Source organism: Bacteroides oleiciplenus YIT 12058 (genome assembly GCF_000315485.1).
Classification (GTDB): Bacteria; Bacteroidota; Bacteroidia; order Bacteroidales; family Bacteroidaceae; genus Bacteroides; species Bacteroides oleiciplenus.
This window is the reverse complement of the sequence record NZ_JH992946.1, coordinates 54454-77047: the sequence shown is the minus strand read 5'-3', so window position 1 is coordinate 77047 and position 22594 is coordinate 54454. Positions and strand designations below refer to the sequence as shown.

The following is a 22594-nucleotide window of genomic DNA, read 5'->3' as shown; positions in this document are numbered from 1 at the left end:
ATTAAAAATTAATATTCAGACCAAACAATACCGAAGTGGTCATAGCATAAGAGGTAGTTCCGCGTTCTGGATCCCAACCATCAGGATAATGACTCAGACAGAACAGGTCACTTGCCGACACATAGAAACGAACCCGTTCAATCTTAGCCTTTTGTGTTAGGCTTGCCGGAAGGGTATAGCCCAAGGTAATGTTTTTCAAGCGAAAGTAACCACCGTTGAATATCCAGAAGGTTGACATAGCGTTATTGCTATCATTGTTCTGATAAGTGAGACGTGGATAACTTGCCGTCAGGTTCTTTTCTTCGGTATTGAAGGAACTCCAATAGTTTCCATCTATAATGGCAGGAATGCTTCCCCACTGGTTGTGATAGGGTTGAACCATTTTAGAGTTCATGCGTACTTTTTGCTTACCAATACCCTGAAAGGCAGTGCTAAAATCAAAACCTTTGTAAGCAGCCGACAATGTTCCACCATACATAAAGCGAGGTTGTGAATTGCCAAGAAGAACGCGGTCGTACTCGGGAGAGATAATGCCATCAGGCACACCATTTGGACCAGAAACATCTTTATATTTCACATCACCAACTTGTGTATTGCTATTTAGTGTAGCTGATTTATTCAGTTCTTCCTGAGTTTGAAACAAGCCCTCAGAGATGTAGCCATACCATTCATTGAATAAGCTGCCGGTCATCTTCACCTGATCGCCCATAAACTGCGTACCGCTTAGGTCATCCATTTTAGATATATAGTCAGAAAAGTTAGCCGAAATGCCATAGGTAAATCCACCAACACGATCATTCCATGACAATTCGAGGTCATAGCCTTTGGTATGCATTTTACCAGCATTCTGTGATGGATTGGAATAACCCATATATTTAGGAATTTCAAGATCGAGCAGCATGTCTTTCGTACGTTTATAGTAATAGTCACCCACAAAAGATAAACGTCCATCAAAGAATCGTGCATCAATACCAATATCATATGTTTCAGTCATTTCCCATGTTAAATTGTGTACAGGGTACTGGATTTGAGCAGCTCCTTTGTAATAGGTAGACTCGCTTGCATCAGCCTTGTTGTAGAACAACGAGTTAGTAAACTCCATCAATGAGACATAAGGGTAATTACCGATACGTTCGTTACCTAAAGTACCGATAGAAGCTCTTAACTTTAGGAATGATAGCGTTTTACCATTGACTTTTTTCATAAAAGGTTCTTCACTTACAATCCAACCTGCTGATACAGACGGGAATGTACCCCAACGAGAGTCTTTATGAAAACGTGACGAACCATCACGGCGAACATTGACTTGAAGCAAATAACGATTATTGAAGCTATACATAACGCGACCAAAATATGAGCGATAGGCATTCTCATAAGCAGAACCGGAATTTGCCAAATAGTCTTTAGGACCTGCATCAAGATAAGGATAACTGTCCAGATCGTAATGATCGCTCGAAGCACTCATTGCTTCATGATAGTAGTAATAGTTTTCATAACCAAGCATAATATTAAAATCATGCTTACCAAACTTTTTCATGTAGTTTGCAATAAACTGCGTGGTTAACGAGCGAGAGTCTGCACGATTCTCGGTCAGTTTAGTAGAGCCACAGCCGGCAAACGTACCAATAATAGTAGTAGGATCATCTTGTGACGTAAAGCCGGCCTCTTTCTGGAACTTCTTGCCTTTGGAAATAGAGAAGTTTGGAGCAAGTACAGCCGATATCTTCAAATCTTTGAATGGAGTGAAGTCAATAGAAACACGCCCACCAATCTTTGTAGAATAGGTTTCATTGTAGCCACCCTCTACCAGACGCCCATAGAGGTTATTTCCACCTTTCACATCGGCAAGGCCACCATGCTCCCACTGCCAAGCATAAGCAGGTGAAGCAATCAGAATACTGTTCCACACATCCGAGAACATAGGTTCGTGGTTTTTGGCATACTTCACATTTAAATCTAACGAAGCGGCAAGATACTTACTGAATGTCAAGTCGTTATTTAATCTTGCCATATACCTTTCGTAGTAGTTATCAGCATCCTTATAAAGACCATCAACTTTTTCGTAGCTAAGAGATGCTCTCGTTTTAACATTCTTAGTACCACCAACGAGATTCACTGTATGGGTTTGACGGGGCGCCGAGCCCTTAATCAAGAGGTCATACCAGTCAGTTATCGGATAGTTATCCGGATCGGTTTTATTGTTGTTTACCCAATTATTAACTTGATCCTCGGTATAAACAGTGTAAAGACCTCCGGCTGGATTATCATTGTACTTCAACTCGTTAACCATTTCAAGATAACGCTGGAAGTCAACCTGCTTAGGCTGGGTTGTGGGAATTTCGATACCATACTCGAAGTTATAACTGATGCGCAAATCTTTGTCGGCCGCACGTTTGGTCGTCACCAAGATTACACCGGCTGCTGCACGAGAGCCATAAATGGAAGCCGAAGCCGCATCTTTCAATACCGTGATGCTTTCCACATCATTAGCATTAACATCATTAATGTTATCTATGGGAATACCATCAACCACGATCAGAGGTGATGAATCGCCGATTGTGGTTACACCACGCACTAGGATGTTGCTTGCACCTGCTCCGGGCTCACTGCTTGAACGAGTCACTAACACACCCGACACAGCACCTTGAAGGGCCGTAGCCAATTGTGTAGTACGGCGTTCGGCAACCTTGTCACCTTTAATATTGGCAGCAGCACCCGTCAGATCTTTCTTTTTAGCAATACCGTAACCAATAACCACTACTTCATCTATAAGCTCTGAGTCTTCCTGAAGGATAACGTCGATGGCATTATGGTTACCCACTTTTACTTCTTCAGTTCTGTATCCAACGAAAGAAATGACTAAAGTTGATCCACTTGCTGCTTTAACACTGTAATGACCATTCACGTCAGTAATGGTACCGACAGTTGTTCCTTTTACTCTGATGCTCGCTCCAATGACCGGTTCGCCCTGAGCATCCTGAACGTAACCCGTTATTTCCCGCTCTGATCCGGGAGAATCTTCTATACCATTTGCACTGGCTATAAATATGCTAAAAAACGAGCACACCAGTATTAACATAGCACGACTTAGATGGGAAAGTTTCATTCTGAAAGTCCCTAATAAACAGTGTATCATATTCATAAAAAAAGGTTAAACAATTAGTTCTATTTATAATTTACAATTCTATCTCATAAGCGTTCTTAAGCTGACTTAAGAACATTAAGTTACCCAAAAACAATATTAAACCCTAATGAAAAATGTTAATCTTCCAACCCATAGCCACCTATCTCTGCTATCTTTCGTGGTATTTCGGCATTATCAGTACGGCTTCGGAAATTCTCTGCACCAGCTCCAAGAGCAAATACAGGCACGAAACTCGCCGAATGACCTTTGCTAATCCAGTCTACCAGGGCAATCTCATTGATGATTTTTTTAGCTTCGGCTGCAATAGCTTCATCTTTTTGATATTCACTTTCAACCAGACCGGTACTGTTGATAAACGAGCTTTCATAGGCTATTTTCAATCGCTCCTCTTGTTGCAGAGTCAATCGAATCTTTTTCCAAAAACCAAAGTTCTCACTGAGCGAATTCTTAACGATGTTCCACGAAACATTACCATTGTATTTCTTTCTTAAATTACCGAGTACTCTTGAAAACTCACACTCACTGATTTTTTGGTTACTGAGAACACTAAGGTTTAATTCATACGATCCGGTGCCTAACCCAAGACCGCCGGTTTCGTGATCAGCTGTCACCACAATCAATGTTTCATCAGGGTGTTGCTGATAAAACTCATAAGCAACACTTATGGCCCTATCCAAATCCTGAACCTCATGAATCACCGTTGCTGCATCATTACTATGACATGCCCAATCAATACTTCCACCCTCAATCATAAAGAAAAATCCTTTTTCCGGGTCTTTGGTTAAGACATTGATACCTGCACGTGTAATCTCCGACAATGTCAAATCCGTTTTTTGACGATCAATGGCATAGGGAGTTGTACGACTATCTATCTTCGATACCGCAACCCTTTGAAACAGAATCATTCTATCCGATGTACGGACTTTTTTCTGAAACTCTTTGTAGCCACGGGTTATCGTATAACCATTGTCACGGGCAAGGTCATAAAGTCCTATTGAATCCTGAGGAGTTACACTCCAGAAGTCAGCACCACCATAAAAATCAAATCCGGCAGCTACAAGATCATGGCCAATGGCATTGTAGTTTTTTCGATTTTCATTATGGGCATAAAACGCAGCCGGTGTTGCATGATTAACAGCCACACTTGATGCTACACCAACCTTACATCCAGCTTCCCGAGCTCTTACTGCAATACTCTTCAAGGGTGTAACCCTATCTTTCATCACACCAATACAGCCATTACGAGTTTTCACACCTGCGGCCAATGCGGTACCCGAAGCTGCAGAATCGGTCACACCGTTCGTTGCAGAATAGGTGGTTGCAATAGTTGACATTGGAAATTGAGTAAATAACAAGGAAGTTATCCCAATATTACCTTGAAGTTCAGCACCGTATAGTTCTGTCATCTGTATCTGATTTAATCCCATTCCATCTCCTATGAAAAAGAATATGTATTTGGCCTGCTGGGCATGCAGAAAGCAAGTACACAACAAGAATGAGACGAATAACTGTAATCTGACATTTTTCATTGTATCTATCGTTAGAAGGTACTATTTAAGATGGTTCGGTAACACTGGCATTGCCCCAGCCTGGGTACAAACGTAAGCCGAGACATCAACTGCTCTCCGGTGAGCTTTCCTAACAGGTTCACCTTTCAAGAGCAACGTACAAAAGGCAGCCGTAAAGGAATCACCCGCTCCTACTGTATCAACAACTTTCACTTTGGGAGTTTCCAGAAACGCTATATCATTAGAAGTAATGATATAGCTTCCCATCTCACCACAAGTCAGGATCAACATTTTCCAACCATACGTTGTAAGAAGTGTTTGGCATTGTTGGAGTGAAGTACCCATAATATCAAACATATTACAAACCTTATCAAGTTCCTCATCATTTAGTTTCAAGATATTACACAAAGAGAACGATTTTCCAATCTGTTCCTTTGTGTAAAAGTGTTGCCTCAGATTGATATCAAAAACTTTGTAAGAACCGATAGGCATATCATTAAGGAACTGCTCAATAGTATTTCGCGATACAGAATTACGTTGGGCCAACGAACCGAAACAAACGCAATCTGTCCGGTTTGCCAATGCTTTCAATGTTTCGTTATACCGTATATTATCCCACGCCACACCTTTTTCGATAGTATATTGAGGAACACCACGCTCATTAATACTAACTTGAACGGTTCCGGTAGGACATGACGAGTTTTCAAGCATGTGTGGTAATCCCTTGTCCTCAAAGCAGGCTATAATCTCATCGCCTAATTCATCATTACCTATGGCACTAACCACAATGCCGTCAAGCCCCAGTTGAGCCACATGATAGGCAAAATTTGCAGGAGCCCCGCCTAATTTCTTTCCTTCCGGGAAAATATCCCAAAGGACTTCTCCTAAACCAACAACTGTTTTTGTTTTCATAGTTTATCAGATTTTAATTACTGATTTTACAATATTAGATTTATCACTGACACTCATATCCATCGCATTTTGAATATCATCAAAGTCAAAAATATTGGTCACAATACTTCTCAAGTCTATTTTTCCAGAAGCCACAGCTTCAATAGCCATTGGATAAATATGACGATAACGAAACACCGACTTGAATGTAAGTTCCTTATCTATTGCCAAACTAATGGGCAATGTCATCTCCCCACTTTTAGAATACCCTACCAGAACTATGTTCGAACCTTTTCGGGCAACATTAATAGCCTGACGAGTGGTAATTTCCATACCAGCAGTTTCAATGACAAGATTGACACCCTCACCGGCAGTCAGCTTATTGATTTCCTCAATCGGATTGACCTTATTTGAATTTATCACAGCGGTTGCACCAACTTCCAGTGCTTTTTCTAAACGCTTTTCCATAATATCTACAACATAGATTGTGTTAACGCCTTCGGCTTTGAGTGCCATTAGCGAAACTAAGCCAATGCATCCTGCACCGAAGATTACTGCCGTTTGACCGGCATGTGCTTCGCCTTGGTTCGCTGCATGAAATCCCACAGCCAACGGCTCAATAAGTGCACCTTCAAGCGTATCAACATTCTCAGGAAGTTTAAAACAAAGATCAGCTTCGTGTGCTACGTATTCCGCAAACACTCCATCTACCGGAGGAGTAGCAAAGAAAACCACATCAGAACAAAGATTGTATTTCCCTTCACGGCAAAAGTGACAATGGCCGCACGTCTTACCAGGTTCGAGTGCCACTTTATCGCCCACCTTCAAATGTTTAACATCCGGCCCTACCTTGACAACAACACCAGCAGACTCGTGACCTAACATAAAAGGAGGCTGAACAATATAGTTTCCAATTCTCCCGGTTTCATAGTAATGAATATCTGACCCACAGACACCCACATACTCCAACTTAACCAATATTTCATTGGGCTTAACCTCTGGAATGGGACGTTCTTCAAATCCCATTCGACCAATTCCCAGCATCACTGCAACCTTCATTGTATTTTTCATTCTATTATAGCATTAAATTAGTTAATCAGCCTCAAACGAATTGTCTCATTCGTTCTCTCTACAGCACAAAACTAAGCTCCATTTAGCTGTGTTACAAGGATTTTTCAAAAAAAAAATTCCGCAACCGTTCCCGCAACCGTTCCCATTTTACGCAACCGTTCCCAACGTTAAATCATATATTTTAGAAGATATTGGCATTCATTTTTAGCACATGAATGGATAAAAGTCCTAATTTTGCAAGAAACACACCATACTCATGAGATACATTACAATTAAAGATATAGCAGCTGCGTTGGGACTATCAAAATCGACTGTGTCGAGAGCGTTAAATGGAGACAGTAAAAACGTCAGCAAGGAAACATTACAGAAAATAGTTGAAATGGCTAGTAAGATGGGTTATCGTCGAAATGAACTGGCCGTTAACCTGCGTTTAAGGAGTACACGCATCATCGGAATTATGATTCCTGAAATGACAACAACGTTTTCCATGAGTTTCATCACCGCTGCTCAAGGTCTGTTGCATCAGCAAGGCTATCGTGTTATCCTGGCATTATCTGACGAAAACCCTGAAACTGAACGGGTGAACCTGGCTATGTTTGATAATGCGCGCGTTGAAGGCATCCTAATCAGTGCTTGCCACAATACCGCCAATCTGGATGTTTATCGAAGCTTCCTGAACCGTCATATTCCAATGGTCTTTTTCGACCGCACAATTTCAGATATCTCTGTTCCTGGAGTAAAGAGCAATGATTATACCCAGTCATTCTTCATGGTTGAACATCTTATACGTTCAGGGAAAAAACAAATTCTCCACCTGACCGGACCTCGCCATATCCAAAATACAATTGACCGTAAGAAAGGTTATCGCGATGCACTGGCCAAGTTCCATATTCCCTACGATTCACGATATGCCATCGAATCGGGTGTCAGTGTTGACGATGGTGCCAATGCTATTGAAAAATTTTTAAGTCTTGGCATCCCTTTCAACGCAGTTTTTTGTTTTACAGAAACACAAGCATTAGGTGCAAAACGAACACTACAAGAACACAACATAACTATTCCAAGTAAAGTTGCAATCTGCTGTATGTCAGGAACCGCTTTATCGACCTTAGTACACCCACCACTAACTGCCGTTGAGCAGCAGGTTGATGAAATGGCCACAATCGCCGTCCGCCTTATTCTTGAAAAAATCAATGATTTCTCAACTCCCGATCAGACCATCACATTGGAATCAAATATCATTATCAGAAAATCAACGGTTGAGTAATCTGCACCGACAAACAGTTGTAGTAGCCTTAATAATAATCAGCACACTCAGTATATTACCCAACTTAACCTGAATGAGTTGAGAAACTAATTGAGAGTTAGCTGCGATATCTGCTGCATAATAATTCTCAACTTATTCAGTCATTGGCAACGTAAAGAAGAACGTCGTCCCTATTCCTATACCCGACCGCACCCAGATTCGTCCGCCCATTCGTTCCACCAACATACGGGAAACCGTCAGCCCCAATCCGGTGCCTTGTGCAAAATTATTAATCTTTCCGAAACGTTCAAAAATCTTCGCAACCCGGTTGGCAGGAATACCAAGACCTGTATCTTTCACATAAGCCTGTACAATATTACCTCGCTGCTCATATCCCAGATGAATCTCGCCGACAGGCGTAAACTTTGCAGCATTGCTCAATAAGTTCATCAGCACCTGCATGACGCGTGACCTGTCTCCCAAAGCATACAAATTTTTATCACCATCATCCAATATCAACTTTACTCCTTCATTTACCTTTGTTCGATGCCTGGTGTACTCTTCAAGGCAAGCAGCATACATATTCACTTTATCCTTCCTGAACTCCAAAGAACCGGCTTCCATTGACGACAAGTCCAGAATATCATTAAACAGACACAACAGTAATTCGGAATTCTTCTCGATAATATTGCAATAATCTTCTTTATCTCCTGCATAGCTTGGATCAACCACCAGCCTCGAAAATCCTACAATCGCATTCAAGGGCGTACGTATCTCATGGCTCATATTAGCGAGGAATGCCGACTTCAACCTATCGGCCTCTTCTGCTTTTACACGGGCGGCAGCCAATTCGCGCTGTGCATTTACCCGGCTCGTAACGTCCCGGCACATACACAACAGATACTGGTCGCCCAGCGGACACACCAGATTTTCATAATGATGCATTTCTCCTTCAAACATCAGCGAATGTGCCCCTATACTGGGTTGACGGGTGCGTATCACCTTCTCCATATTGGCACGGATTTTACGGTACTCCGATTCCGGTACTATATCTTTAAGGTTAGGACGTGATGCATCATCACCGGACAAGCCTTCCACATGATTAGTTTCGGGAGAAGAAAGTAACTCGATATAATCCAGATTGAAATCGAATATGGTCAGCATATCCGGAATAGCATATAGTATCTCTTTACCGTATTTCTTACTAAAAGCCCCCGAGTTTTCATCCGGACATGGAATTTGCTGGAGAGGACGGTTTGCCAGCTGTTCTTCCAACTCCCGGATTACATCCAGTAGTTCCTCTTTTGTTTTATTTTTATAATCCCTCATTTCAAGGTAGATATGTTGCTTAGTATTATTTTTGGGGAAGCAAATATACATATCTTTTCAATTATATCAACATATATTCCAAGCTTTTATTTAAAAAAAGCGAATAGCTTTTGCCCTACTAATCAGAATGTTCTATCTTTGCAGCACTTTTTATTTTAAATCATTGATAAATATGTCCAAAGAATTATTCTCTACTCTGCCCTATAAGGTGGCAGACATTACGCTTGCCGACTTCGGTCGCAAGGAAATCGATCTGGCAGAACAAGAAATGCCCGGCCTCATGGCTCTTCGCGAAAAGTATGGAGAAACAAAACCGTTGAAAGGCGCTCGCATCATGGGCTCCCTGCACATGACCATCCAAACAGCGGTACTGATTGAAACCCTCGTAGCACTGGGTGCCGAAGTACGTTGGTGCTCTTGCAATATATACTCGACCCAAGACCATGCCGCAGCTGCTATCGCTGCAAGTGGTGTACCCGTATTTGCCTGGAAAGGTGAAACGCTGACCGACTATTGGTGGTGTACGCTCCAGGCGCTGAACTTCCCTGGCGGTAAAGGTCCTACAGTGATTGTGGATGATGGTGGCGACGCTACCATGATGATACATGTGGGCTATGAGGCTGAAAGCAACGCTTCCATCTTGGATAAAGAAGTTCATGCGGAAGACGAGATTGAACTGAACGCCATCCTGAAATGTGTATTGGCAGAAGACCCTACACGCTGGCATCGCGTAGCTGCTGAAATGCGTGGTGTATCCGAAGAAACAACCACAGGCGTACATCGCTTGTATCAGATGCAAGAAGAAGGCAAATTGCTGTTTCCGGCATTCAACGTGAACGACTCTGTGACGAAATCAAAATTCGATAACCTATACGGTTGCCGTGAGTCACTAGCCGATGGCATCAAGCGCGCCACGGATGTGATGATTGCAGGTAAAGTAGTCGTAGTTTGCGGTTATGGCGACGTTGGTAAAGGATGTTCACACTCGATGCGTTCATATGGTGCCCGCGTGCTGGTAACGGAAGTAGACCCGATTTGTGCCCTGCAAGCTGCAATGGAAGGTTTTGAGGTAGTCACGATGGAAGAAGCCTGCAGCCAAGGTAACATCTTCGTTACTACAACCGGTAATATCGACATCATCCGCATCGATCACATGGAGAGAATGAAAGACCAAGCCATTGTTTGTAACATCGGTCACTTCGACAATGAAATCCAAGTGGATGCACTCAAACATTATCCCGGCATCAAGTGCGTCAACATCAAACCGCAGGTAGACCGCTACTATTTCCCCGACGGACACAGCATTATCCTGTTGGCTGACGGACGTTTGGTGAACCTGGGCTGTGCTACCGGTCATCCGTCATTCGTTATGAGTAACTCATTCACCAACCAGACTTTGGCACAGATTGAGTTGTTCAACAAGAAATATGAAACGGGTGTTTACCGTCTTCCCAAACATCTCGATGAAGAAGTGGCACGTCTGCACCTCGAAAAAATCGGTGTGAAGCTGACCAAACTGACTCCCGAGCAAGCCGCTTATATCGGTGTAAAGGTAGACGGACCGTATAAGGCTGAACATTATCGTTATTAACGAAATTGAAAATTGAAAAATGAAAAATGAAAAATACTATGCAGCATAACAGCGCAGCTATTTTTCAATTTTCAATTTTCAATTTTCAATTTCATAAAAACCCTGTTTTTATGAAGAAGCTCCTCCCCGACCTCCTGGTCATTCTTATGTTTGCTGTTCTTTCGTTCGCCTATTTCTTCCCGGCGGATATAGAAAACCGTATTCTCTTCCAACACGACACCGCTGCTGGTGCCGGTGCCGGACAAGAAGCAACAAAGTATCGCGAAGAAACCGGTGAATATACACGCTGGACAAACTCGCTGTTCGGTGGCATGCCGACTTACCAGATAGCTCCCAGCTATGAGTCAACAAAACCACTGACATGGGTACAGAAGGTATACCAACTATTTTTGCCCACGTATGTAAACCTGACTTTCATTCTGATGCTGGGCTTTTTCATCCTGTTACGTGCATTCGGCATACCAGTGTGGCTGGCAGGATTGGGAGGATTGATGTGGGCATTCTCATCTTACTTCTTCATTCTGATTTCCGCCGGGCACATATGGAAGTTTATCACTCTGGCTTACATACCACCCACGATAGCGGGTATCGTACTGGCTTACCGGGGAAAATACTTGGTAGGAGGTATCATAACAGCGTTATTTATAGCCCTGCAAATTCTGTCGAACCACGTGCAGATGAGCTATTACTTCCTGTTCGTCATCCTGTTCATTGCAGGAGCCTATTTTGAAGATGCCTGGCGCAATAAAACCTTGCCGCAGTTCTTTAAAGCAAGCGGTGTGCTTGTAGTAGCCGCACTTATTGGTATATGCGTCAACCTGTCGAACCTGTATCACACTTACGAGTATAGCAAGGAAACCATGCGCGGTAAAAGCGAACTCGTGGAAACCGGTGATGCAGCCAAACAGACCAGCAGTGGATTGGATCGTGACTACATCACACAATGGAGTTATGGAATCGGAGAAACCTGGACATTGCTGATACCCAATTTTAAAGGCGGCGCTTCCGTACCCCTCATTGCGAACGAGACAGCTATGGAAAAAGCCAATCCCACATATGCCGGATTATACCAACAACTCCCCCAATACTTCGGTGGTCAGCCCATGACATCAGGTCCCGTCTATGTAGGCGCTTTTGTCCTGTTCCTTTTCATTCTGGGTTGCTTCATTGTCAAAGGCCCGTTGAAGTGGGCGCTGGTCGGAGCCACATTCTTCTCCATCGTTCTTTCATGGGGGAAGAATTTCATGCCGCTGACCGACTTCTTCATCGACTATATACCTATGTATAGTAAATTCCGTGCCGTATCGTCCATTCTCGTTATTGCGGAGTTTACCATTCCGTTACTGGCCATTTTTGCCTTGAAAAAGGTGCTGGAAGAACCGGAAATATTAAAGAAGAAACTGAAGTTTGTTGGTATCAGCTTTGCATTAACGGCAGGCGTAGCTTTGATACTGACCATCCTGCCGGGAGCTTTCAGTTCTACATTTATTCCTGCACAGGAAGCCCAGATGTTGCAGAATGCAGTCAATCAGGGAATGATTCCCCAGGAAGAGTTGTCCGGAATCCTTTCTAATCTGGGAGAGATGCGTGCAGCAATGGTTAGTTCCGATGCGTTGCGTAGCTTCATTATCGTTGTGATTGGCTGCGCATTGTTATGGTTCTATTATAGCGGCAAATTAAAGAATACAGTTGTGATTGCCGGTATTACTATTCTTTGCGTAGTAGATATGTGGGGAGTCAATAAGCGTTATTTGCATGACGATCAATTTGTCCCCCGCACTGCTCAGGTAGATACTTTCAAGAAGACGAAAGCTGATGAAATAATACTGCAGGACACAGATCCGAACTATCGTGTACTCAGCCTCTCGGGAAGCGCATTCAGCGAGAATAACACTTCCTACTGGCACAAGAGTGTCGGCGGATATCATGCCGCCAAGCTGCGCCGTTATCAGGAAGTGATAGAACGCCACATCACTCCGGAAATGCAGGCCGCTTATCGGGCTATTGCCGCTGCAGGTGGTGAAATGGATAGCGTAGATGCTTCCCAGTTCCGCGTTCTGAATATGCTGAACACCAAGTATTTCATCCTTCCCGCCGGACAAGGACAGACAATTCCTGTCATGAATCCTTATGCTTATGGCAATGCATGGTTTGTGGACAATGTGAAGTATGTGGACAATGCCAATCAGGAAATTGACGCTTTACACGCAATAGTACCAACAGAAACAGCCGTAGTAGACGCCCGTTTCAAAGAGACCCTGAAAGGCGCAACGACCTCCTACAAGGACAGTCTTTCCAGCGTCCGCCTGACGAGCTATGAGCCTAATCGCCTGGTTTACGAAACCAACAATTCGAAAGATGGTATAGTCGTGTTCTCCGAAATCTACTATCCAGATGGCTGGATAGGCACCATTGACGGGAAGCCTGCCGACATTGCGCGTGCCGACTACATCCTGCGTTCCATGTACGTCCCTGCCGGAAAACACACCATCGAAATGCGCTTTGACCCAAAGAGCCTGCACGTAACGGAGGGTATAGCTTATGCAGCGCTGGCGTTGATGGTGATTGGAATTATGATATTGGTAATAGTATATAGGAAAAAGCTACGTTCACGCTAATATCCCCAGAATGGGGTTAACTTCTTAATATAGCTTCCTTAATATAAATTGAGGGCATGCCAAATTATGGCATACCCTCATTCTCTTCAATTTTCAAGATAATTGCTAATACCATTTTGTTGGCTAACCTTTCTTTGATTTACGATATTCTCGTGGAGAAACTCCCATTATCTTGCTAAATAATCTTGAGAAGTAATAGGTGTCTTCAATTCCTATTTTATAGCATATTTGGTTTATTTTCATGTCAGTAGAGTCAAGCATGAAACATGCTTGTTGTATCTTTAATAAATTGAAATAAGATAGAGGGGCATGGCCTGTTTTCTTTTTGAATAGCATAGAGAAATACGAAGGAGAATATCCAATGTGATCTGAGATATCCTGAAGAGTTATATGTTTCTCCATATTCTCTTTCATATAATGTATAGCTACTTCTACCACATTACTATCGTCAATGCAACTGCTGCTTGCATTACGGTATTGCTGGAGGTAGTGCAATGAACCTAAATAATAATGAAAGAGCGAAGATACATAGCGAAGGTTTTCATTGTTGTAACCGGCTTTCAGTGTATTGAAAATCTCTTCGAAAAGGCTAATGCGCTGGCTGATGCGTGAGTGTATTTCAGGTCTGATTTCTATGGGATGAGGAGTCTCCGAAGCGTAATAGGGGGCTAATACTCCCTTGAAATGTATCCAGTAAATAGTCCATGGAGTTGCATTGTCAGAACCATAAGCGTGAGGTAATCCTGCTGGAAGAATGAAGTATTGATTGGCGGAGACTTGATATTCATGACCGTCAATGCGATACCATCCGGCTCCATCTATACAATAGATGAATACATACTGATTAATAGGCTCTTTGCGTTCACGGAAATGATGCTCGGCCTTCGGATAATATCCGATATCAGTAATGTGGAGTATAGAACCTAACGAGTCTTTTTCCATTATATGGATAATCATGGGTGGAAGAACAATTGCTCTTTCACCGTTAAAACCATCTTTTAGTTTTATCATAGCATTCTTCTTTCTTAGGTTTGTGCAAATATAAAATATGCAGAGGAGATATCAAAGATAAAAATAAGATTGTCCATCTTCTTAGCTGGAAACTCCATTTTTTCTATATCGAATCTGCTCTATCTTTGCAATATCAAATTAATCAAATATCTGATTGTATGAAAAGCTATAATAAAAAGTTTGTTTATTTCATCTGTCTTGTATCTGCTATGGGCGGATTGCTTTTTGGATATGACTGGGTGGTGATAGGAGGTGCGAAGCCTTTCTATGAGCTTTATTTCGGAATAGCTGATGCTCCTGCTATGCAGGGGCTGGCAATGAGTATAGCTCTGTTGGGTTGTCTGGTTGGAGCGATGGTGGCTGGTATGATGGCCGACCGATACGGACGTAGACCCTTGTTGATTATTTCGGCTTTCATCTTTCTGTTTTCTGCATATGCTACTGGTGCTTTTTCTGTATTCAATTGGTTTTTGGTTGCCCGCTTCTTGGGAGGTATTGCCATCGGGATTGCATCGGGGTTGTCTCCGATGTATATAGCTGAGGTTGCTCCCCATTCGGTTCGTGGGAAGTTGGTATCATTGAATCAGTTGACAATTGTATTAGGTATACTTGGAGCGCAAATCACCAATTGGTTGATAGCTGATCCTATTCCTGCGGATTTCACTGCGGCTGATATATGTGCCTCCTGGAATGGACAGATGGGGTGGCGCTGGATGTTTTGGGCTGCGGCATTTCCAGCTGCGGCATTCTTGTTATTAGCTTGTTTTATACCAGAAAGTCCCCGTTGGCTGGCCATGAAAGGTAAGGAGAGGACTGCATGGAATGTACTTAGTAAAATAGGTGGTGAGGCTTATGCCAAAACGGAACTACAATCAATGGAAGAAACTACTTCATCGCGTTCGGGGCAGGGCGGATTGAAGCTACTGTTTAGCCGTCCGTTTCGTAAGGTATTGATAATTGGTGTTATAGTAGCTGTTTTCCAGCAATGGTGCGGGACGAACGTCATTTTTAATTATGCACAAGAAATATTCCAGTCAGCAGGCTATTCATTAGGAGATGTACTTTTTAATATTGTTGTGACCGGTATTGCGAATGTAGTTTTTACGTTTGTAGCAATTTATACAGTCGACCGTTTGGGACGCCGTGCTTTGATGCTATTTGGTGCCGGTGGGTTGGCAGGTATTTATCTTATTTTGGGTACTTGCTATTATTTTCAGGTAAGCGGTTTCTTCATGATAATACTGGTGGTACTGGCTATTGCCTGTTATGCCATGTCTTTGGGGCCGGTCACTTGGGTACTACTTTCCGAGATATTTCCGAATCGGGTACGTGCTGTTGCAGTGGCGACTTCGACATTCGCTTTGTGGGTGGGTAGTTTTACACTCACTTATACTTTTCCTTTGTTGAACAAAGCTTTGGGTAGTTACGGCACGTTCTGGATTTATTCAGCTATTTGTGTGGCAGGCTTCATCTTCTTCTTCCGCGCATTACCCGAAACAAAAGGAAAGTCCTTGGAAACATTAGAAAAAGAATTAACCAATAAATAAATATTGAATAGAGTGATTAAAAAGGAGGGCTCTGATACAGCTCTCCAAGCCACTCTATTGTCTAAAAATCAAAAGAATATTATGGTAAAAGCATGGAAAGAAAAGGTAGTGATTCCTACTTATGAGGTAGGAAAACCTGAGAAAAATCCTATCTTTTTGGAGAAACGGGTATATCAGGGTAGTAGTGGTGTAGTCTATCCTTATCCTGTTATAGAGTCTATGTCTGACGAGAAAGTGGACAAGGAATATAATGCCGTTTTCATCGAGAATGAATATATCAAAGTGATGATTTTGCCGGAGCTTGGCGGACGGGTTCAGATGGCTTATGATAAAATCAAACAGCGCCATTTTATCTATTATAATCATGTTATTAAACCTGCTTTGGTTGGTCTGCTCGGTCCATGGATATCCGGTGGCATTGAGTTTAACTGGCCGCAACACCATCGTCCCAGTACTTATATGCCAGTGGATACAACGATTGAAGAAAATGCTGACGGCAGTGTCACTGTATGGGTTAGCGAGATGGAACGTATGTTTCATCAGAAAGGTATGGCTGGCTTTACATTGCGTCCGGGACATGCTTTCCTTGAGATTAAGGGAGTGCTGTATAATCGTACGGAAGTTCCGCAAACCTTTTTATGGTGGGCTAATCCGGCTGTGGCTGTGAATGATTACTACCAGAGCGTTTTCCCGCCTGATATTAATGCTGTGTTTGACCATGGGAAACGTGCTGTTTCCAGCTTTCCGATTGCTACGGGAACTTATTATAAAATGGATTACTCGGCCGGAGTGGATATTTCCAATTATAAGAATATAAAAGTACCGACCTCTTATATGGCTGTCAATTCAAGGTTCAACTTTGTAGGTGGGTATGAAAATGATACTCGCGCGGGGGTACTTCATGTTGCCAATCATCATGTGTCACCGGGCAAGAAACAGTGGACCTGGGGAAACGGTGATTTCGGCCGTGCCTGGGACCGCAATCTGACGGATGAAGATGGTCCGTACATTGAACTGATGGCGGGCGTATATACTGAGAATCAGCCCGACTTTACCTGGTTGCAGCCTTACGAAGAAAAGAGTTTCGTACAATACTTTCTGCCTTACCGTGAATTGGGAGTAGTGAAAAATGCCAGCAAGGATTTATTGATGAACATTGAACCGGTAGGTGAGGGAAAGGTACGTTTCAAGGTGTTTGCTACTTCCAAACAAGTGGTTAATGTAGTGCTGAAGAGTGAGGACGGAAAAAGGTATTATAGTAAAGAAGTGACAATTACACCTGAAGAATTATTGGATGAGACTGTTGATGCAGAGGGTGCAAACTTTAATAGGCTAATTCTCGAAATTACCGCCAATGGTAAGGAGTTGCTTTACTGGCATGCCGAACCGGAAGAAGTTAAACCTGTTCCCGATGCTGCCGAAGCAGCTTTGTTGCCGGAAGAGATAAAGACCACCGAACAACTTTATCTGACGGGCTTGCATCTGGAACAATACAGGCATGCTACTTATAATCCGGTGGAATATTATGAAGAAGCACTGCGTCGTGATCCGATTGATGTACGCAATAATAATGCTCTTGGTCTATGGTATATTCGTAAAGGCAGATTCTGTAAAGCCGAGCCATATTTGCTTACGGCCGTAAAGACTTTGCAGAAGCGCAATCCGAATCCATATGACGGTGAACCCCTCTATAATCTTGGATTGGCACTTAAATATCAGGGACGTATGGGCGAAGCCTATGACCGTTTCTATAAATCTTGTTGGAATGCTGCTTGGCAGGATGCCGGTTATTTTGCCTGTGCACAGATCTCGACCATGCAAGGACGTTTAGAAGATGCCTTGGATGAAATAGAACGTTCACTTATCCGTAATTGGCATAACCACAAGGCACGTGCTTTGAAAGCGGCTATTCTCCGACGAATGGGTAAGCCGGAAGAAGCTCTGAAATTGATTGAAGAATCGTTGGCCATTGATAAGTTCAACTTTGGTTGCCGGTATGAAAAGTATTTGATAGCGAATGCAGTTGAAGATCTGAATCTCTTAAAAGAGATGATGCGTGGAGAGGCTCATAATTATGATGAGATAGCACTGGATTATTGTGGTGCCGGTTGTTGGGCAGAAGCGTCTTCGTTGTGGAACATAGCCATTGCCGAAGGCGCAATCACTCCAATGAGTTACTATTATTTAGGATGGTGCTTGAAGCAAGGCGAACTTCCCGGAGTAGAACAGGCACTTGCTGAAGGTATGGCAACTTGTCCGGACTATTGTTTCCCAAATCGTTTGGAGGCAGTTCTCGCATTACAATCCGCAATGGAGGTGAACCCGAAAGATGGAAAGGCTCCTTATTATTTAGGGAACTTGTATTATGATAAACGTCAGTATGATTTAGCAATGGAGGCTTGGGAAACTTCTGCAGAACTGGACGAACAATTCCCGACTGTATGGCGTAATCTGGCTTTGGCTTACTTCAACAAAAAGAACGAAGAAACAAAAGCTGTAGAATGTATGGAACGTGCTTTCCGGCTTGATACTACGGATGCACGCATATTGATGGAATTGGACCAGCTTTATAAGCGCATACGCCGTTCACATACCGAACGATTGGCATTCTTACAGAAGTATCCGGAGCTGGTTTCCCAACGCGATGACTTGATATTGGAAGAAATCACTTTACTGAATCAAATTGGAGAATGTAAACAAGCGAAGGATATACTCGATGCACACGTCTTCCATCCTTGGGAAGGCGGTGAAGGAAAAGTCCCCGGACAGTATCAGTTTGCCCGCGTAGAATTGGCGAAGAAAGCACTTACCACTGCAAATTATAATGAAGCTATTGCATTATTAAAAGAATGTCTGGAATATCCACATCATCTAGGCGAAGGAAAACTATATGGAGCACAAGAAAACGATTTCTATTATTTTCTTGGTTGTGCTTATGAAGGTTTGGGTGAGAAAAACAAAGCCGTGGAATGTTGGGAACAAGCCATTGTTGGTCCTAATGAACCTGCAGCTGCCATGTACTACAATGATGCGAAGCCGGATAAAATCTTCTATCAAGGGTTGGCTTTGTTGAAACTTGACCGCACAGATGAGGCTAACGGACGCTTTTACAAACTGGTTTCTTATGGAGAAAAACATTTGTTTGATAAGATCAAGATGGATTACTTTGCTGTATCATTGCCAGATTTGCTGATCTGGGAAGATGATTTGAATATGCGTAATGTAATTCACTGTAAATATATGATAGCATTAGGGTATTGGGGATTAAATCAGAAAAAGAAATCACTCTGGTTGTTAGATGAGGTAGAAAGATCGGATATAAATCATCAGGGTATTCAGGCTCTTCGTAGCCTGATAGGTTAATTGGTTTTGTTGATGAGGAGAAATTAATAAAATATTTCTCCTCGTTAATACCTGCTATTGCAGAAATGTGGAGAATTGGTATTGTTGTTCAATTATTATATAATACATCTTTTAACTTCAATTAAATTATATGAAAACACAAGAAAACCTAAAAAGCAAAGGCCGGCTCTTGAATACTTTGCTTTATTTCGAATCGGATTTTTTTTGTAGAGCCGTAGTGTTGTTTGTTGCTTTACTCTATGTACTGAATGGATTCGCTCAGAATTTTAAAGTTGTAGGGCAGGTGATGGATGAGATGGGGGAAACTATTATTGGCGCCAATGTGTCAGTTAAAGGTACTAGTATAGGAGTTATTACAGATTTAGAGGGACGTTTTGTACTTCCTAATATAAAAGTAGATGACATTATTGTTGTTTCATATATAGGATATGTAACTCAAGAAAAGAAGGCTGTTGAAAATATGAAAATAATTTTATCTACAGATACTAAGATGTTAGATGAAGTTGTTGTAGTAGGATATGGTACTTTAAAAAAAGCGAACATGTCAGGTGCAGTTTCTTCAATTAAAGCAGATGATTTACCTATTGCCGGTTCTGCCTCAGTAGGTGAGATGTTACGGGGACGTGCTTCTGGTGCTAACATTACCGCCTCTACCGCCTCTCCTGGTGGTTCCGTTAATATTTCTATTCGTGGTGGTTTGTCAGGTCAAGCCCCTCTCATTGTCATTGATGGTGTTCCCCAGGCAGGTAGTACTAACGTTTCTCACGGGAAACTATATAATGGTTCTTCTAAAGATACCGGTTTGATTAATCTTAACCCCAATGATATTGAATCAATAGATATTCTAAAGGATGCATCAGCAGCAGCTATTTACGGTTCTGATGCTTCGGGTGGTGTGGTTCTTATTACTACCAAACGCGGTACCACAGGTAAGCCACAGGTTACTTATTCAGGATCTGTCGCAATTCAAACGACGCGTGATCTTCCGAAACTGCTGAATGCAACAGATTTCATGATCATTCAGAATGAAGTATTGTCGGAATTAGATAAACCAGAACGCTTCTCCGAAGCTGCTATTGCAGCAGCAGGTGCTGGTACTGATTGGCTCGATGAGGTAACTCGCACAGGTATGGTAAATGAGCACAATGTGTCTGTGACAGCTGGCAATGATTGGTCAAAAACGTTGTTTTCTCTTTCTTACTACAATCACCAAGGTGTTGTGAAGGAAAATTCAATGAGTCGCATTACAGGACGTTTAAATACAGATATGAAATTCAATGAACATTTTAAAATGGGTATTCAGTCATCTTTTGCTAAATTTAAATATAATGACGTTCCGATGGGAGATCAGAAGGCCGATGGTGCAGCTGTTATCTTTGGAGCCATTCACATGAATCCCGCTGTTCCGGTATTTGATGAAGCTGGCAATTATGCATACAATCCTTATCGTGAAATCTATCCAAATCCTAGATCTCTGTTAACTATCACAGACGAAACCACTAAGCAAAATCTCAATGTGTCTGCTTATTTAGAATATAATCCTATTAAAGAGCTGAGTTTCAAAGTTACAGCAGGTACGGATATTCGTCAGACACAAGGTGACCAGTATGTACCTACAACAACTTATAAAGGTAAAATTGCTCCTAATGGTCAGGCGTCCAAACAAAATGCACAAAGTGCGACAGAGTTAGTGAACTTTGTAGCAAGCTATAATAATATATTTAAAGAAAAACACGATTTGAATGTAATGCTCGGTTGGGAGTATAAGAAATCACGTTATTCGGGCATGGGGGTAATTGCAACAGACTTTCCTTTCGATGGTGCCTTAATGAACAATTTAGCTGCAGCCAATAATTATACAGACGTAGGTTCCTTTAAAGGATCAAATGAGATGGCGTCCTTCTTCGGCCGTCTGAATTATTCTTATAATAGTCGTTATATTCTAACTGCCAACTTCCGTATAGATGGTTCTTCTAACTTTGCAGAGAAACATCAGTGGGGAGTCTTTCCGGGAGTATCTTTAGGATGGAGGTTAGCAGAAGAAGAATTCATGGAAAAGCTTCGTGGTACCATTAGTTCATTAAAACTTCGTGTCGGTATTGGTCAAACTGGTAATGCCGGTAGTCTAACAGGGGTAGAGTCCTATTACACAGTACGTTCCAATACAACAGCATTTAATGGCAATACAGTGAATGGAATCTATCTATCAAATCTTGGGAATCCTAATTTAAAGTGGGAAACATTGACTGACTATACAATTGGTGTTGACTTTGGTTTATGGAATAACCGTCTTCAAGGTACAATAGATCTTTATGAACGCAAGCGTTCGGATATTATTACATCAAAAAGTCTAATGTCATATCATGAAGTGAATAGTATCAACTTTAACAGTAATGAGACGCGCCGTACACGCGGTATTGATATCAATCTCAGTTCCGTAAATATAGCTACACGCAATTTTGAGTGGACAACTGATTTAAACATTTCTTTCTATCGTAATCAAATAATCAATCGCGATGCTGATTTTGTAGAAACAAATTATGACCCGTATACAAAAGATATTAACTCCATTTATGGATTTAAGACCAATGGTTTAATTCAAACAGGCGAAAATGTTGCTTATCTTCCCAATTCATTACCGGGGGCTATTCGCTACCTTGACGTAAACGGTTTTGCATACGACGACAACGGAAATCAAATATTTGACGAAAAAGGGAAAGCAGTGTATTCTGGCAAAGCTGACGGTAAACTTGACAAAGCTGACTATGTAAAACTTTTTAGTAATACTCCAATCCCATTCTCCTTAAACAATAGTTTCCGTTGGAAGAATTGGGATGCCAATATATACATTTATGGTTCATTACACGGTTATCAGAAAAATGCACTATTATATAATGTGGTTGAAACTTACAACGACTTTGCTAACTATGCCTATAATACATTGGAGCAAATAAAACATCGTTGGACAGTAAATAACCCCAATGCTACTCTGCCAGGTGCAGCCGAAGTTAACTCAGGGTATTTTGCAAGTTATGATAGCGACTATTTTTATGAAAAAGCATGGTATCTGCGTTTGGACAACGTTTCACTTGGCTACACCATTCCGTCAAAGGTCTTAAAAAATAAAATCAATAGTTTACGTCTATATGTTGCGGGACGTAATTTAGCAGTACTGACTCCATTTAATGGCTATGACCCAGAAACAGGGGCAGGTGCTCTTGGTGCTTATCCAAACGCACGTTCATTTGCGTTTGGCGTTGAACTGAAATTTTAA

The 22594-nt window shown here is 42.1% G+C and carries 12 protein-coding genes; 6 read left to right on the top strand and 6 right to left on the bottom strand.

Translation table 11 applies throughout. The annotated features are described in order from the left end of the window. Position 1: 1 nt before the first annotated feature. The 4 genes from HMPREF9447_RS24860 to HMPREF9447_RS24845 all read right to left on the bottom strand — a co-directional run bounded on the left by HMPREF9447_RS24860 (position 2) and on the right by HMPREF9447_RS24845 (position 6615). Positions 2 to 3106 (bottom strand): SusC/RagA family TonB-linked outer membrane protein, encoded by a 3105-nt coding sequence (locus tag HMPREF9447_RS24860; RefSeq protein ID WP_167549136.1) that lies wholly within the window; start codon positions 3104 to 3106, stop codon positions 2 to 4. 155 nt (positions 3107 to 3261) lie between these two features. Next, positions 3262 to 4674, bottom strand: a complete 1413-nt coding sequence (locus tag HMPREF9447_RS24855; protein WP_009132421.1) for an alkaline phosphatase — start codon at positions 4672 to 4674, stop codon at positions 3262 to 3264. 21 nt (positions 4675 to 4695) lie between these two features. Continuing rightward, positions 4696 to 5565 (bottom strand): carbohydrate kinase family protein, encoded by an 870-nt coding sequence (locus tag HMPREF9447_RS24850; protein ID WP_009132420.1) that lies wholly within the window; start codon positions 5563 to 5565, stop codon positions 4696 to 4698. A 6-nt stretch (positions 5566 to 5571) separates the two neighbouring features. Then, complete coding sequence (locus tag HMPREF9447_RS24845; RefSeq protein ID WP_009132419.1) at positions 5572 to 6615, bottom strand: NAD(P)-dependent alcohol dehydrogenase; 1044 nt, start codon at positions 6613 to 6615, stop codon at positions 5572 to 5574. A 256-nt stretch (positions 6616 to 6871) separates the two neighbouring features. Between HMPREF9447_RS24845 and HMPREF9447_RS24840 the strand changes: the two genes are divergently transcribed. Continuing rightward, a complete protein-coding gene (locus tag HMPREF9447_RS24840; RefSeq protein WP_009132418.1) occupies positions 6872 to 7882 on the top strand; it encodes a LacI family DNA-binding transcriptional regulator in 1011 nt (336 codons plus the stop codon). Between the two features lie 132 nt (positions 7883 to 8014). Here the strand turns inward: HMPREF9447_RS24840 and HMPREF9447_RS24835 are convergent, their stop codons facing one another. Continuing rightward, on the bottom strand, positions 8015 to 9190 hold the full coding sequence (locus HMPREF9447_RS24835) for a PAS domain-containing sensor histidine kinase (protein ID WP_044138718.1): 1176 nt from the start codon (positions 9188 to 9190) through the stop codon (positions 8015 to 8017). A gap of 172 nt (positions 9191 to 9362) precedes the next feature. Between HMPREF9447_RS24835 and ahcY the strand changes: the two genes are divergently transcribed. Then, positions 9363 to 10781: an adenosylhomocysteinase gene (gene ahcY, locus HMPREF9447_RS24830; RefSeq protein WP_009132416.1), complete on the top strand. Its 1419-nt coding sequence runs from the start codon at positions 9363 to 9365 to the stop codon at positions 10779 to 10781. A gap of 110 nt (positions 10782 to 10891) precedes the next feature. Then, a complete protein-coding gene (locus tag HMPREF9447_RS24825) occupies positions 10892 to 13399 on the top strand; it encodes a glycosyltransferase family protein (RefSeq protein WP_009132415.1) in 2508 nt (835 codons plus the stop codon). Between the two features lie 123 nt (positions 13400 to 13522). On the opposite strand, the gene HMPREF9447_RS24820 is transcribed toward HMPREF9447_RS24825, so the two are convergent. Next, positions 13523 to 14410, bottom strand: coding sequence for an AraC family transcriptional regulator (locus HMPREF9447_RS24820; protein WP_009132414.1), 888 nt, complete (start codon positions 14408 to 14410; stop codon positions 13523 to 13525). A 158-nt stretch (positions 14411 to 14568) separates the two neighbouring features. Here HMPREF9447_RS24820 and HMPREF9447_RS24815 point away from each other — a divergent pair, with 158 nt between their 5' ends. From HMPREF9447_RS24815 to HMPREF9447_RS24805, 3 genes are all read left to right on the top strand, one after another. Beyond that, a complete protein-coding gene (locus HMPREF9447_RS24815) occupies positions 14569 to 15957 on the top strand; it encodes a sugar porter family MFS transporter (RefSeq protein WP_009132413.1) in 1389 nt (462 codons plus the stop codon). 81 nt (positions 15958 to 16038) lie between these two features. Next, positions 16039 to 19320: a DUF5107 domain-containing protein gene (locus HMPREF9447_RS24810; protein ID WP_044138680.1), complete on the top strand. Its 3282-nt coding sequence runs from the start codon at positions 16039 to 16041 to the stop codon at positions 19318 to 19320. Positions 19321 to 19450: 130 nt separating this feature from the next. Beyond that, the gene (locus HMPREF9447_RS24805) at positions 19451 to 22594 is read left to right on the top strand and encodes a SusC/RagA family TonB-linked outer membrane protein (RefSeq protein ID WP_009132411.1); all 3144 of its coding nucleotides are present in this window, start codon (positions 19451 to 19453) and stop codon (positions 22592 to 22594) included.

Bases quoted from the DNA above. Each gene is read 5' to 3' on its own strand.
- HMPREF9447_RS24845 (WP_009132419.1), bottom strand. From the start codon at position 6,615: ATGAAAAATACAATGAAGGTTGCAGTGATGCTGGGAATTGGTCGAATG.
- HMPREF9447_RS24805 (WP_009132411.1), top strand. From the start codon at position 19,451: ATGAAAACACAAGAAAACCTAAAAAGCAAAGGCCGGCTCTTGAATACT.
- HMPREF9447_RS24860 (WP_167549136.1), bottom strand. From the start codon at position 3,106: ATGAAACTTTCCCATCTAAGTCGTGCTATGTTAATACTGGTGTGCTCG.
- HMPREF9447_RS24825 (WP_009132415.1), top strand. From the start codon at position 10,892: ATGAAGAAGCTCCTCCCCGACCTCCTGGTCATTCTTATGTTTGCTGTT.
- HMPREF9447_RS24815 (WP_009132413.1), top strand. From the start codon at position 14,569: ATGAAAAGCTATAATAAAAAGTTTGTTTATTTCATCTGTCTTGTATCT.
- HMPREF9447_RS24855 (WP_009132421.1), bottom strand. From the start codon at position 4,674: ATGAAAAATGTCAGATTACAGTTATTCGTCTCATTCTTGTTGTGTACT.
- HMPREF9447_RS24850 (WP_009132420.1), bottom strand. From the start codon at position 5,565: ATGAAAACAAAAACAGTTGTTGGTTTAGGAGAAGTCCTTTGGGATATT.
- HMPREF9447_RS24810 (WP_044138680.1), top strand. From the start codon at position 16,039: ATGGTAAAAGCATGGAAAGAAAAGGTAGTGATTCCTACTTATGAGGTA.
- HMPREF9447_RS24820 (WP_009132414.1), bottom strand. From the start codon at position 14,410: ATGATAAAACTAAAAGATGGTTTTAACGGTGAAAGAGCAATTGTTCTT.
- ahcY (WP_009132416.1), top strand. From the start codon at position 9,363: ATGTCCAAAGAATTATTCTCTACTCTGCCCTATAAGGTGGCAGACATT.
- HMPREF9447_RS24840 (WP_009132418.1), top strand. From the start codon at position 6,872: ATGAGATACATTACAATTAAAGATATAGCAGCTGCGTTGGGACTATCA.
- HMPREF9447_RS24835 (WP_044138718.1), bottom strand. From the start codon at position 9,190: ATGAGGGATTATAAAAATAAAACAAAAGAGGAACTACTGGATGTAATC.